The following is a 12,569-nucleotide window of genomic DNA, read 5'->3' on the forward strand; positions in this document are numbered from 1 at the left end:
GCGAAAAAGAAGGGAAAGCAGTCGGCAGAAAATGCCACCGCCGCTTGCGAAACCTAACGAACAAAGCGATTATTCAACATCACAACCCGCTGGTCACAACCTGCCGATCCCTGGCTGGAACCAACGCGCCGAATGACACACCAATGGCGCTATCGCCACTTCTGACGGCTTTTGTTCCGTACTATTCGGCTCAAAATACATTAAGGCGACTACGCCGGTTGGAAGCGCAGAGCTACTCCCGGGTCTACAACCGCAACAGCGGCGGACGCAGCAATGCGAGAGTAGCGACAAGCTCGCCGCCTGTGCCGGCCGCGGTAGCGACAGTCTTGGGCAGCTGCGGCTGCCGGACGGTCGCCGGCTTTTCACCATGCGCGCTGGGATCGATCGTGACCTACGACCATAAAGACCGCAAAGCGTGCCGTTGACGGTTGTCACAGGGGCCGAGGGGGGGGCACCACGCCGCGGAGTGCCAGCGCTTGCCAGGTGCCTCGCAGGGCGGTGAGAGAGCGTTCGCAGGAACTCTCGCTAAAAACGCTTGCCGTAACCGTAACGCAATGGCAAAGGATGGGACAAGCGTTTGCCCGAGTATGCCGGATGGGTCTTAGGCTTCCCTGCCGATGACGAATCATTAGATCAATGCCATCTCCGCTGGCTCATTACTCGGGTTGGTGCACGTTGGAAGACACGCGATGGCTGAGCACGCGCCTTTTCCACCTCCATCCCACGACACCGTCAAAGCCAAACGCAGCCAGCAAGATGCTATCGGGCTCGGGCACGTTTTGGCTGGTCAGTGTCACGTTGAAAAGCGGCTGGGTTGGATCGATCGTGCTGCCGTTGGAGCGGGACAAGTCGGTGAAAACATCGAACGAACTGCTTAGGCCCACATGGCCGGATGTCACGCCGGTGATCGTAACGAAAGCCTTACCTCCGGTGCTCATAGCAAAATGATGGGTGCCCGCCCATTGGGCAATGAGCAAACCTGAGGCATCGAAATCTGAGCCGGGAAACGAACCGGTTGCTGCCAAATCGCTGACGGTTAGGCCCGACGGAGATAAACCACTCGGAGGAGTGACTTGAAAGTGCAGATCCAGCGATCCATTCGCGGGAAAGTCAGCGGCCAATCCGTCATAGAATACATCGAAGGAGATTGAATCCCCCGCCGCAGACATCATGACGACGTGGCCGGGAATTGCCGGCAAGCCGCTGTCACTCACCAGCGGCACGGAAAGCCCGAATGAGCCGATGGCAATGGCACTACCCGTACTCACATCAAATGCAGCGGCCGTCGAATTGTCGATTTTCTCCCAAATATCGGCGCCACGGAGATTACGGCAGGGGGTGCCGAGAAGCACGGCGCTAACGAGGAAGACGGACGTAATGGATTTCATGAGCGTTCCCCTCAACAGAGTAATGATGCCGGCAATTGGGAAGCAAAGTTACGTGCGGCGAGCATAGGCCGCTACGTTCCAGAACGCAAACTTAAAATGAGTGTCGACAAGGCAACGTTGCCGCCGCGACGCTCTAACAATGAACAATTTGCGCAAGCAGAATTCGCGTCTCCCACGAATTCGCTCGAACGCAGCAGCGCAGAATATCTCGATTATGGGAGACGCAGAGGTGTAGCGAGGTAAACGAGGTCGTCGTTCGCAATGTCAGCCGCAATCGCGCTGAAGGATTTGCGCAGGGCTTTAACTCGGCTGCATGGAGGCTGGGCGATACGGGGGCTATTTTCAGGCGTGTGGCCGCCATTGTACAGCAACCAGAAGGCGCCCTAGTGAACGCACCCAGCAGGATTATCGCAGTACGACTAGGAAGACAATCGTCACGAAATAAGCGACCGTGATGGCCAGCATCGACAGGACAACAAAGCCGCCGGGATATTTAGTCTTCATGGAAAAGACCCATCGTGTTTAAAGTTCGGCACGATGGGCGTGCGATGTGCCAAGAATACCCGGAGCAAACCGAATATGGAAGTCTCCATCAACGAACTGGCCAATCTGCCGCACCACGAGGGCCCAACTCGTGCTCAAAGCCGTGCGCGATGACTTCGCAGTCGAGATCAAGCACAGCGTGGGTGCCTTTTGGGTCTACGCGTTCGCGCATGAATCTGGCAGCGCTGCTTGGACGCGATGGGCCGCTGAGCGGTCGACGCCGCGGCAGGCGCGGGACCTTGCCGCGGAGTTGTGGCGAGACGGGAAGGAATGGAATCCACCCGTGGCCTGTTGCATGATGAGAGGGGGTGAATACGGCGTGCCGGCTAAGGTTCTTGCAGAAACTGCTCTGCTCATTTTGGGCGCGCTCGAACGGCACCCGATGACGTGCGTCGCTTTGGGGTGCGGAAAGCGGACCGGCGAACTACATCGTCTTGCCTACGGCAACGACCAACGGGATCAAAACGACGATCCAAAAACCGATGGGTATCATGACTTTGGCCCTTCTCGAAGTTGGCATGTCTCGGCCGAAGTAACCTCCGGATCTGGAACAGAGTTAACGCAACGTGCGCGCCATTTGCCCTAGGCGGCTTCAATGAGAAACGCCGTAACTCATTTACAGGTTAATGCCGTAGATTTTTTTCTGACGACACCATTTGGTCTCTGGTCCGCAGGGTAGGGCGCGACCGGTTGACGTATTTGGTCCCAATTTGAGATACCCGTGAGACGCATCTCATCCCTACTGTGCCGCCAGATAATTTGGCGTACCCTGCCGGGGCGCTGGCACGGCTTTGGTAGCCAGACATTGGAAGAAGGGGAGTAGATATGAACTGTCGCCAGGCTACAGTAGCCGCGCGGCCGAATGCCTCAACGCCGAAGAGGCTCGCGACGCGGCGACGGCAGTCTTTGGCAAGCAGATTTGACGATGCGGCGACAGGGCCCGCCACAGGTAGCTCGCACGCGTTGGCAAATCGCGGTTAGCGCATAAAGACAGCCAGGGAACCGGAGGAAACCTGGCGGCTCAGCAGGGACAAACAAATGTTGGCACGGCGTTCGCTCTGGCTGCTGCGGGATTTATTGAGACCGAATCTTTGCGGCAGCCCCTGGAGCCCTTCATATGAAATTCCCTGGATACAACGCTTTGGTGCTACCCCTGGTCGCGATGGTCGGTGTCGCAGCAGCGGCCGAAAACGTTCCAACTCGGAAGTTAACCGCGCAGCTGCAATACTTCATGACTACGGACACCAACGATGACAGCAGGGTAAGCGAAGAAGAATACGTCGGCCAAAAAGCCGGCAAGGCCCGAAAAAAAGCGGCCAGGGAATTCAGGAGCCTCGATGATAATGGTGATGGGTGGCTGTCTTACCAGGAGCATTCTCAAGGTAAAACTCGCTACGGATTCCCGCGGTAGACGAGTAAGCCGTTCTTGCCGTTCGCTCTTGTTTCTGGCCCGAGCGAGTCGTGCGAATGCGTTGATGCAGGGCCTCAGAGTGAACTGAAGCCAGCGGCGTCCTGTGGGCTGAGCGGGCGTATCTGCGATTATGCCTCCGCTGCTCGTTCGGTCAGCTCATTGGTTATCCAGGGCACTATCCGTCACGCGTGGACTCCGCCCCGGTCCGGTGGACGTTCATGTTGCAATCCGGTTATGGCCTTGGTCGCGGGTCATGATTGCCACTCGATCTTCCATCCTTGTTAGCAAAGAATTTCTCAAAGCCCGCGAAGTCATCTGCCCCGTCGTTCCTAATGTCGCTAGGATGTTCGCCACGCCATTGGTAGATGCGAAACCCACCGCCCTCGCCGTAGTCCTCGAGCTCAAGGCGAAGGGGCGGGGCCACCACGCGGATGCAGCGGCCTGAACCGCGGAACATGTTCTGGAGTTCGAGGATGCCTCCTGCGTAGCAGCGGGAATCCGGAGTGAGGTTAGATGTAATCAGGGGAGCCCGTCTACCTACGACTGAATCACTCATGCGCGGGGTGTCGCCTGCGCGCTTCGGGGCATGCGAAACGGACCCGGCGGAAATACATTGGCCGCGGCCCTGCCCGCGGAGAAAATGTCTTTTAGCGTGGCAAATCTTCGATGGGGCTCATACTGCGATACGTCAGCGCCAAGCCGTACAACACAATGGCCGCCAAGAACCACGGGCCGGCGATCATACCGGCGGTGAATGCGGTGTAGGCGTTGATTGTACTACCGGTCCAATGCGAGATGCCGCCGGTCACGGCAGCGGCAGCCAGCCCCCAGGCGGACATAACCCCCAGCCCGGCGACAAATAGCAATCCCTTGCCTGTGAAGGTGAGGATCGTGCGCAAGAATATCTCTAGTCCTTCTTGCTGCACGCGGTAGGGATAGAGCAAATAGATGAGGTTCTCGAGGCCGAATACGAGCAGATTCAGCGGCAGCAGGACCAACATCGTCGTTAGCAACATGTGCGGTGGCAGCGACCGCGCCCCGACGGCAACCGTCAATACGCAACTTTGAAACAAGCTGGCAATCAGCACCGGCACCACGGTCTGGCCGATGGCAGCCGCCGTCGGCGTAATTGGCATTCCCTTGAGCGTTGCCAACCGATCGAGATCACGGCGGAAGTCAAAACGCACTGCGGTCGGAAGTAGCAAAAACGTATAGAAAGCCAGCGTGCCTGTCGTGGAAAGTAACGCGATGTATGGATCTTCGATGACAAAACACTGGGCGCAGGCCAACACTGCCGGCGCGATCATGGCCGTCATCAGGCTACCCCAACTTCGACGGGCGCCCAGCACCTGCCGCCAGGCGAGCGCTCCGGCGCCGCCCCAGCGTGGAATGTTCGGCAGCCGCAATGTCAAAGGGGTGCAAGCCACCGTGCGGGGCCGATTCGGATGGACCCCCGCGATCGAAGTTTGGGCGGCGACCATCGTGCAATAGGCACGTCGTTGTCGCGCGGCCATTCGCCACGAGGTGCTCGTGTAGAGGCCGATGACAGTCAGGGCCAGTGCCGCCACGATTCCAGCGCATGTCGCTGCCTGCCAGGCGCTGGCGGCAGTAATCGCGTCCGCCAGGATTAGATTCACAAAGGATCGAAACGGCCACGTCGCGTATCCCAGCGCAGATTCGTTCGATTGTACAAGAATGTCCAAGAATCGTTGCAGCAGCCCTTCGCCGACATTGATACGACCATTGAAGGCATCCGCCCGCAGCAACGCTACGCCGCATGCGCAACCGCCGACGACCAACCCGGCCACGACGATCGAGCGATAGACAAGAAATAACAGCCGCCCCATGCCCCAGGTGACAATATCGATCGCCAGGCGGAGCATCTCCAGACACAGCATCGCCAGCACGACGCCGACGAGGCCCGTGACGACGTTGCGCAAATCGGGCCACAATAGCAGTGTGAACAGGCCCGCTTTCAGGCAGGTCGTGGACGTGACCGAGGCGAGTTGGTACGCCACCAGGTCGCGCGGCCGCAAGGGCATCGCGACCAACAGCTCGTCTTCCGTGGGCGTCCAATCAAACGGACTTTCAGGCCGGAAGAAGGCCGCCTTCGCAAAATGCCAGCCGGCATAGATCACCATTCCTAGCGACAGCAGCGCACGCAGCGTTTCGGGCGATGCCGTTTCCCGCAGCCAGATCGTCATGGCGGTGTTGCCGAGCCATGCCACCGCCAAAGCGCAGGCGATCGTCGATAGTACGAGCCGCCGCGTCTGGCAGAATCGTGCCCACATGCGACGGCGGCGACCGCCGCTTTGCAGTCGCAGCAGTTGCAGTACCGCCGGATGAAAGGGAAAGCTCAGCATGGCGTGGTAGCAGCGAAAAAAATGTCTTCCAGACGCGCGGCCGCGTCAACGCTGTCGAAACTCGCGCGCAATTCGCCGACCGGACCGAAGAAGCGCTGTACGCCTCCGGTCAGGATCAAGACGTGCGTACACAGGTCCTCGACCATCGCCAACATGTGCGAACTGATCATCACGGCTGCGCCCCGCGCGGCCCGTTCTTGCAGGGACCGTTTGAAAACGCGAATTCCCTGCGGATCGAGCCCCGTCAGCGGCTCGTCGAAGAGGATCGCTTGCGGATCGTGTAGATAGGCGCAGCAGATGGCGAGCTTTTGCCGCATGCCCCGCGACAGATCGCTGGCGGGCGTGCGAAGCTTGGCGGTGAGCTCAAACTCGTCGAGCAACCCGATCGCCTTCTTGCGTCCGTCGCGGACCGCATAGATGCTGGCGTAGAAGGATAGGTGCTCTTCGACTGTCAGATCATGAAATAGCGGCGCTTCGTCCGGCACAAAGGCCAGTCGCGATTTGGCGGCGATGGCTGCGGTTTCGACATCGTATCCGGCAATCGACAACCTACCCCGGCTGGCCGGAATGATGCCGGCGATGGCCCGCATCGTCGTTGTTTTCCCCGCGCCGTTCGGCCCGATAATGGCCAGCAACTGGCCTGGCTCGACGCAAAAGGAAATGCCGCCTACCTCCACGTGGTCGGCGAACGCCTTGTGGAAATCAACAACGTCGATCACGCCACGGTCCTCGTGGACGAAGGGGGGACAAATCAACGAACGGATGAGAGCGAACGGGCAAGATTCACTGGGCGATAATCACCGCTTCGCAAGTCTATGCCGTGCCCCAGGTTCATCCGGCCCGCGGGGACGGAAGTGCGGGTCGGCGCGGCGCGTCAACGTACCGAAAGAATCGGTTGCGCGGATTGCCCTCTTTTGTAAATCGGCAAGAGCTTTTGTTTGCCGCGCAAGACCGGATCGTGCCGGTCGTACAGCCCGATGCTGCGGCGGAGCCTGGCTAGAAAACTACTTCAACGGCCTGAGCAATGCCGCCCGTTCCAGGCAACGCGCAACTGCGCGCTGATCGCCGTATATCAATCGAGCACGCCTGCGTAAACCGCAGGGGAACTTCGGTCGATAGTCCTAAAAAGTACGCCCGACAGGATTCGAACCTGTAACCCTCGGTTCCGAAGACCGATGCGCTATCCAGTTGCGCCACGGGCGCTTTCCCGCAAATTGCGGCGTTTTGTTGACGGTTCGCAGTAGCTTGGTATTCTGTTGACACCCGACGTGACACCAGATTACCCATTCTGCCAAACGCCATGACCCAACATACAACAAAACCGGTCTCCGGCAAACCGACAAAGCCGTACCCCGAATTTCCCCTGTTCGCTCACGCCTCGGGTCGGTGGTGCAAGAAGATCCGCGGCAAGCACTGCTACTTTGGTCCGATCGACAATTGGCAAGCCGCGCTGGCTAAGTATCAGGACCAAATCGACGACCTTCGGGCGGGCCGAACACCGCGTGTAAATGCTGGCGAGCTGACGATCCGCGATTTGGCGAATCGGTTCATGACGTCCAAGTCGATGCTACGTGACACTGGAGAGCTCACGCACCGGACATGGGCAGACTACCATGCGTCGTGCGCTCGCTTGTGTGCGTTCTTCGGCAAAACGCGTCATGTTGCGGACTTAATTAGTGGCGATTTCGAGTTGCTACGAACCGACATCGCCAAAACGCGAGCGTTGGTTTCTCTGGGCAATGAGGTCCAACGGATTCGAAGCATTTTCAAATATGCGTTCGATGAGGGACTGATCCAGCAGCCAATCCGCTACGGCCAGGCATTCAAGCGGCCCACCAAAAGAACGCTCACAATCGCCCGCAATGCACGTGGCCCGCGCATGTTCGAAGCGGTTGAGATCCAATCCATTATTGCAAAGGCAGGAGCCCACCTAAAGGCGATGGCTCTGCTTGGAATCAATGCAGGGCTCGGTAACGCCGACGTGGCCCGTCTTGAGTTTCGGCATATCGACCTATCTTCCGGTTGGCTCAATTATCCCCGAGTCAAAACCGGCGCCGATCGGCGTTGCCCTCTGTGGAAAGAAACAATAGTCGCGATACATGCGGCTGTTGCGCTTCGGCCTGAGCCAAAGAATCTAGCTGACTCGCAAATTGTTTTCATCACTAAATACGGCGGTCGTTGGGAAAACGGCAAGCCCGGGAATGCACTGGCGCAGGAAATGGCAAAGTTGCTCAAAGAACTTGGAATACATCGTCCAGGCCTGAATTTCTACGCATTGCGACATACTACCGAAACAATCGGCGGCGATGCACTCGACCAAGTGGCGCTGAATCACATTATGGGTCACTCTCCGCCATCGACGGACATGTCATCCGTTTATCGAGAACGCATCAACGATGATCGGCTCAGGGCAGTTTCGGATCATGTGCGGGCATGGCTGTTCCCCCCGCAAAAACGAATCACGCGGAAAGCAAAATGATTTGATTTGCTGGGTCGCGGGGTAGCTCCCCGCACACGGCCACCGGGCATCGGTCGGCACCACCGCCGGGCCCGACTGGTCGGCCTGGCACAACGCAGGTGGTGCATCAATGGCGAAGAAGAAAGCCACGCGGCGAATCATCGAAAAGCCGCATTCTAAAACTAGGCCGGAACAAGCGGTTGCGGACCCAAATACAGAGTTCGATCGCTACTTGCTAGGCATGTCGCATTCGGGCTGGGTTGAAAAGCACCTCGACTTATTGAGCCGTCGCGTCGAAACGTATGACGAACGCTGCATCGGACAAGGGCGCAACCTCCTCGGTACGATCAAGCAGGCCCTCGTCGGCGCAGATGATCGCGGGCGGACAATCTTCACTCTGACGGTAGCGCTGGTAGGATTACCCCAAATAATGGACCTGCATACCAGAGAAAAAGCGAGAATCTCTGGCGGCGCAACGACGCGAAAGAAAGCCTCCAAGATGCACTCGCTAATCAAGAAAGCTGCCGCTGTCATACGGAGTAAAGATCCAAAGGCAAGTGCAGAGGTAATTCACCGACAAATCACGAGTCGCCGAATAGATTTCGGATTTACAAAAGGCGACAAAATTCCAAAGTCCCGCACCATTCAAAGCATCCTCAAGGTGCATTCGGACGCCGCGCAATAGCAAAACTGTTGCGCAGGAAAATACATCGAAACTTTCGCGCAACTGCTCAAGCCTTTGCGCGAATTCTTTTTGACGGGTCGGATTCTCTCCGTCTACCGTGGCCGCCGTTGTAGATTCAACCGCTGGTTTGCGGAGCGTTCCATGGCCGACACGAAGACCCTCCCAAAACGTCGAAAATTCACCCCACCTGAAGTGGCGGCGCAATTTGGCGTTGCGACGACAAAAATTGTTGCCTGGATCGCGAGTGGCGAGCTTCGTGCAATCAACGGAGCCACGAAGCCGTCGGACCGGCCGCGCTACTTGATCGATGAGCGCGACATCGAGGAATTCGAGCGGCGTAGGGCCATCGTGCCTGTTGCCGCTGCTCCCGTGCGCCGCCGCCGCCGACGATCGCCTGGCGGGGTTCACGAATATTTCTAGGCCCCAGAAATGCGAAAAGCCGCCCCTGGCGAGGGAAAGCGGCGTTTTCGCGGAAACCACGACATGCGACAGCCTACAGATCAAATCACTGCACGTCCATGCCCGCGTTGCGGCGGCTCTGGAATCATCATTCGCAAATCGGCCCCGATTGCGTTGCGCCGCGCGACTTGTCCATGCCAACGGCAATTGCGGCCGAAAGGGGGCAGCGCATGAGCCCGCGCCTTCCCGCCGAGATTCAGCCGGAAAATATCACCGCCGTCGGCGACACACGAGAGAAAAATTTGCTCGATCTATCGCCACTCAAAACCGTGCCTGGCACGCTCGCGACTGGTGATTACAGCGTGGTCGGCTTGGAGCACATCGTTGCCATCGAGCGGAAGTCCCTCTCTGATTTGCTTGGTTGCATCGGCACCGAACGAGAACGATTCGATCGCGAGGTTCAGCGGCTACTCGCATATCCAGTTCGGGCGCTCGTCGTCGAAAGCACCTGGGCGGAAATCAATGCCGGGGGCTGGCGCGGCAAAGTGACACCGGCGAGTGTTACTGGCTCTGTCTTGGGCTGGGTTGCGGCTGGCCTACCGGTGATGCTTGTGGGCGATCACGCCGAAGCTGGCCGAGCCGTCGCCAGGATGCTGTTTATCGCGGCCCGCCGCCGCTGGCGTGAGGCACGTGCGTTGCTCGGCGACGTGGGGGCAGTGCGACATGATTAACGGAAATTCCCATTTGCGTCGCTCGCCCGGGACGACTGGGGGCGGCCGTCCCATGAGCCAGACACCGAGTTATGGCGCGAATAGCGCAAGGGCGCGAAGATGATCGAAGAAATCCTGAGGCACTTTGAGGGCGTCAAACCCGCCGGCAAGGACCGGTGGAAGGCGCGCTGCAAGTCACACGACGATGACACGGCGAGTCTCTGCATTGGCCTGGGCGAGGGCGGGCGCATTCTCGTGCATTGCCAAGCAGGGTGCGCGTTCGACGAAGTGATCAACGCTGCGGGCATCGACAAGCGGGATCTCGCGCCACCGAAGACCAACGGCCATGCCAAGCCGACGAACGCGCGAGATACTATCGTCGCTGAGTATCCCTACCACGACGAATCCGGCGTGCTGCTGTTCCAGGCCGTGCGCTATGACCCAAAGAAGTTTCGGCAGCGACGTCCAGACGGCAACGGCGGCTGGGTCTCCGACTTAAAGGGCGTGCGTCGTGTCCTGTATCGACTCCCGGAATTGCTCGCCGCCGATCCGACGGCCACGGTGTTTGTGCCAGAAGGCGAAAAGGATGTAGACCGACTGCGCCGCCTCAGTCTTGTGGCAACGTGCAATCCGATGGGCGCAGGGAAGTGGCGGGACGAGTACAGCGACCACTTGCGCGGCCGCCACGTTGTTATTCTCGAGGACAACGACGACGCGGGACGCAAGCACACCCAGCAAGTTGTTCGTTCGCTCCAGGGGGTCGCGGCGTCGGTCCGAGTGCTTGCCTTGCCAGACTTGCCGCCGCATGGCGATGTTTCCGACTGGTTGAACAACGGCGGAACTGGCGCGGAGCTGCGAATCCATGCCGACGCGGCAGACTGCCAGGCCGTCACAAAGCAATCGCGAGTCAGTGAAAATCCGCATTCTGCGCGATTGGCCTCGCTCGATGATCTGGGCGAATCCGCAGGTGGAACCGGCACTATCACCAACGGCGTCGAGACTGGCGAGGGCAAGGATCGTGGCATTGCCGCCCTTCCCATGCGGGACGTTCTCGAAAACCTCCGCCGGATTACCGGCGATTGGCCGCGACGTGTTGGCCGTGCTCTGTTCGTGGTCGAAGGTAACGAGGTCTGCTGGCTCAATTCCCCGGCCGGTGTTTTCGGCTGGGCGGCAGCAAAACACGGCCAGGTGCCCTGGCACCGCGGCACCGCATTCGTTTCGAAAGAAGAGTTCTACGCCGAGCTGCAGCGCACAGCCACGGCTTATGACGCTGTCGAGCGAATACCCCACGTGCCGTTCATGCCGCGGGCCTTCTACGTCGGCGGCATGCCGGAGCCAGGTGACGGCGACGCCCTCACGAATCTGCTGTCTCGATTCTGTCCGGCATCCGATATCGACGCCGATTTGATTCTTGGAATGTTCGCCACCGCCATCTGGGGCGGCCCGCCAGGGGCCAGGCCGGCGTTCGTCATCACCGCCGACAAAGGGCGCGGCATCGGCAAAACGAAGCTGCCCACGATGCTCTCACACGTCACCGGCGGCCTGGTGGATTTCTCCGCCACCGAGGACGTGGGCAGCATCAAGGCACGGCTGCTGAGCGCTGACGCGGCAGGAACACGGATAGCACTCTTGGACAACGTGAAGTCGCTCCGGTTCAGCTGGGCCGAGCTCGAAGCCCTAATCACCGCGCCGATAATCAGCGGCAAGCGGATGTATGTGGGCGAAGCGAACCGGCCAAACACGCTGATGTGGGTGGTGACCTTGAACGGCGCTAGCCTGAGCACCGACATGGCTCAGCGCTCGGTAATCATCAAATTGGCGCCACCGATTCGCTCGGCATCGTGGGAGGAATCGACCACCGCATTCATCCTCGAGAACCGGGACCGGATTATTGCGGACCTTGTCGGATTCTACCTCCGGCCGAAAGCTCTGACGCAGTCGACCCGCTGGGCCGCCTGGGAGGGCGATGTGCTGGCCCGCTTAGCAGAGCCCGACGAGGCACAGCACGTCATCCTGGAGCGCCAGGGCGAGGCTGACGCCGAGGCGGAAGAGTCCGGCATCGTCGAAGACTATTTTGCGAAGCAGCTGGCCAGCCTCGGTTACGACGTCGACGCGGAGAGAATCCACATACCGTCCGACATTGCTGCCAAGTGGTTCAACACCGCGACCAACGAAAACAGGAGCGCCACCGGATCGTCGCGGATGCTCAAGCAACTGCATGACGAAGGCCGCATGAAGCGGCTTCAGCCGAACCCGTCGCGGAGCTACGGGCGCGGTTTTCTGTGGGTAGGCTCGGAGGCCGGTCCGTCCGTCGTCGTGCGGTGCGATATCGAAGACAGGATTGCCACAAACGCCCAGCTTCGCCATCCACAACGCAAGTGGGACAGGTAGGACGCTTTCGCCTCCTTCTGTTTACTTCACAGAAATCTCTAAGAGAGAGTGAAAAAAGAGAGAGAGGAGTGTAAGGGGGGGAGAAAGGGAAAAAAGCGTCCTGAGTGGCAGAAGCGTCCTGAGCAAAAAGCAAACTTGAGCGATTGAAAATGCAACACAAAGGCACGCAACGACCGCCGCGAGCGATCGCGCAGGATACCGAAAATGGACGTTAGGCGCGA

9 protein-coding genes and 1 tRNA gene are annotated in these 12,569 nt (G+C 59.1%); 6 read left to right on the plus strand and 4 right to left on the minus strand.

What is annotated here, in order from left to right:
• Nucleotides 1–656: 656 nt before the first annotated feature.
• Entirely contained in the window at nucleotides 657–1,388 is a 732-nt protein-coding gene (locus VGG64_06520) for a hypothetical protein (GenBank protein HEY1599238.1), read from the minus strand.
• A 1,660-nt stretch (nucleotides 1,389–3,048) separates the two neighbouring features.
• Here VGG64_06520 and VGG64_06525 point away from each other — a divergent pair.
• Complete coding sequence (locus tag VGG64_06525; protein HEY1599239.1) at nucleotides 3,049–3,342, plus strand: hypothetical protein; 294 nt, start codon at nucleotides 3,049–3,051, stop codon at nucleotides 3,340–3,342.
• Nucleotides 3,343–3,989: 647 nt separating this feature from the next.
• Here the strand turns inward: VGG64_06525 and VGG64_06530 are convergent.
• From VGG64_06530 to VGG64_06540, 3 genes are all read right to left on the minus strand, one after another.
• Nucleotides 3,990–5,705, minus strand: coding sequence for a hypothetical protein (locus VGG64_06530; GenBank protein HEY1599240.1), 1,716 nt, complete (start codon nucleotides 5,703–5,705; stop codon nucleotides 3,990–3,992).
• Complete coding sequence (locus VGG64_06535; protein HEY1599241.1) at nucleotides 5,699–6,424, minus strand: ABC transporter ATP-binding protein; 726 nt, start codon at nucleotides 6,422–6,424, stop codon at nucleotides 5,699–5,701. The genes VGG64_06530 and VGG64_06535 overlap by 7 nt, the downstream gene beginning before the upstream one ends.
• Nucleotides 6,425–6,834: 410 nt before the next feature.
• Nucleotides 6,835–6,908: transfer RNA gene (locus VGG64_06540), tRNA-Arg, on the minus strand.
• Nucleotides 6,909–7,005: 97 nt separating this feature from the next.
• On the opposite strand from VGG64_06540, the gene VGG64_06545 reads away from it, so the two are divergent.
• From VGG64_06545 to VGG64_06565, 5 genes are all read left to right on the plus strand, one after another.
• The gene (locus VGG64_06545; protein ID HEY1599242.1) at nucleotides 7,006–8,184 is read left to right on the plus strand and encodes a tyrosine-type recombinase/integrase; all 1,179 of its coding nucleotides are present in this window, start codon (nucleotides 7,006–7,008) and stop codon (nucleotides 8,182–8,184) included.
• A gap of 109 nt (nucleotides 8,185–8,293) precedes the next feature.
• Nucleotides 8,294–8,848, plus strand: coding sequence for a hypothetical protein (locus VGG64_06550; protein ID HEY1599243.1), 555 nt, complete (start codon nucleotides 8,294–8,296; stop codon nucleotides 8,846–8,848).
• Between the two features lie 54 nt (nucleotides 8,849–8,902).
• Entirely contained in the window at nucleotides 8,903–9,268 is a 366-nt protein-coding gene (locus tag VGG64_06555; GenBank protein HEY1599244.1) for a helix-turn-helix domain-containing protein, read from the plus strand.
• 209 nt (nucleotides 9,269–9,477) lie between these two features.
• Complete coding sequence (locus VGG64_06560) at nucleotides 9,478–9,978, plus strand: ERCC4 domain-containing protein (GenBank protein HEY1599245.1); 501 nt, start codon at nucleotides 9,478–9,480, stop codon at nucleotides 9,976–9,978.
• A gap of 99 nt (nucleotides 9,979–10,077) precedes the next feature.
• A complete protein-coding gene (locus VGG64_06565; protein HEY1599246.1) occupies nucleotides 10,078–12,348 on the plus strand; it encodes a hypothetical protein in 2,271 nt (756 codons plus the stop codon).
• Nucleotides 12,349–12,569 lie beyond the last annotated feature (221 nt).

It is taken from the genome of Pirellulales bacterium, from assembly GCA_036490175.1.
Lineage (GTDB): Bacteria > Planctomycetota > Planctomycetia > Pirellulales > JACPPG01 > JACPPG01.

Excerpts from the sequence above, each read along its gene's own strand:
- VGG64_06565 (HEY1599246.1), top strand. The coding sequence starts at position 10,078 with ATGATCGAAGAAATCCTGAGGCACTTTGAGGGCGTCAAACCCGCCGGC.
- VGG64_06530 (HEY1599240.1), bottom strand. The coding sequence starts at position 5,705 with ATGCTGAGCTTTCCCTTTCATCCGGCGGTACTGCAACTGCTGCGACTG.
- VGG64_06550 (HEY1599243.1), top strand. The coding sequence starts at position 8,294 with ATGGCGAAGAAGAAAGCCACGCGGCGAATCATCGAAAAGCCGCATTCT.
- VGG64_06520 (HEY1599238.1), bottom strand. The coding sequence starts at position 1,388 with ATGAAATCCATTACGTCCGTCTTCCTCGTTAGCGCCGTGCTTCTCGGC.
- VGG64_06545 (HEY1599242.1), top strand. The coding sequence starts at position 7,006 with ATGACCCAACATACAACAAAACCGGTCTCCGGCAAACCGACAAAGCCG.
- VGG64_06560 (HEY1599245.1), top strand. The coding sequence starts at position 9,478 with ATGAGCCCGCGCCTTCCCGCCGAGATTCAGCCGGAAAATATCACCGCC.
- VGG64_06525 (HEY1599239.1), top strand. The coding sequence starts at position 3,049 with ATGAAATTCCCTGGATACAACGCTTTGGTGCTACCCCTGGTCGCGATG.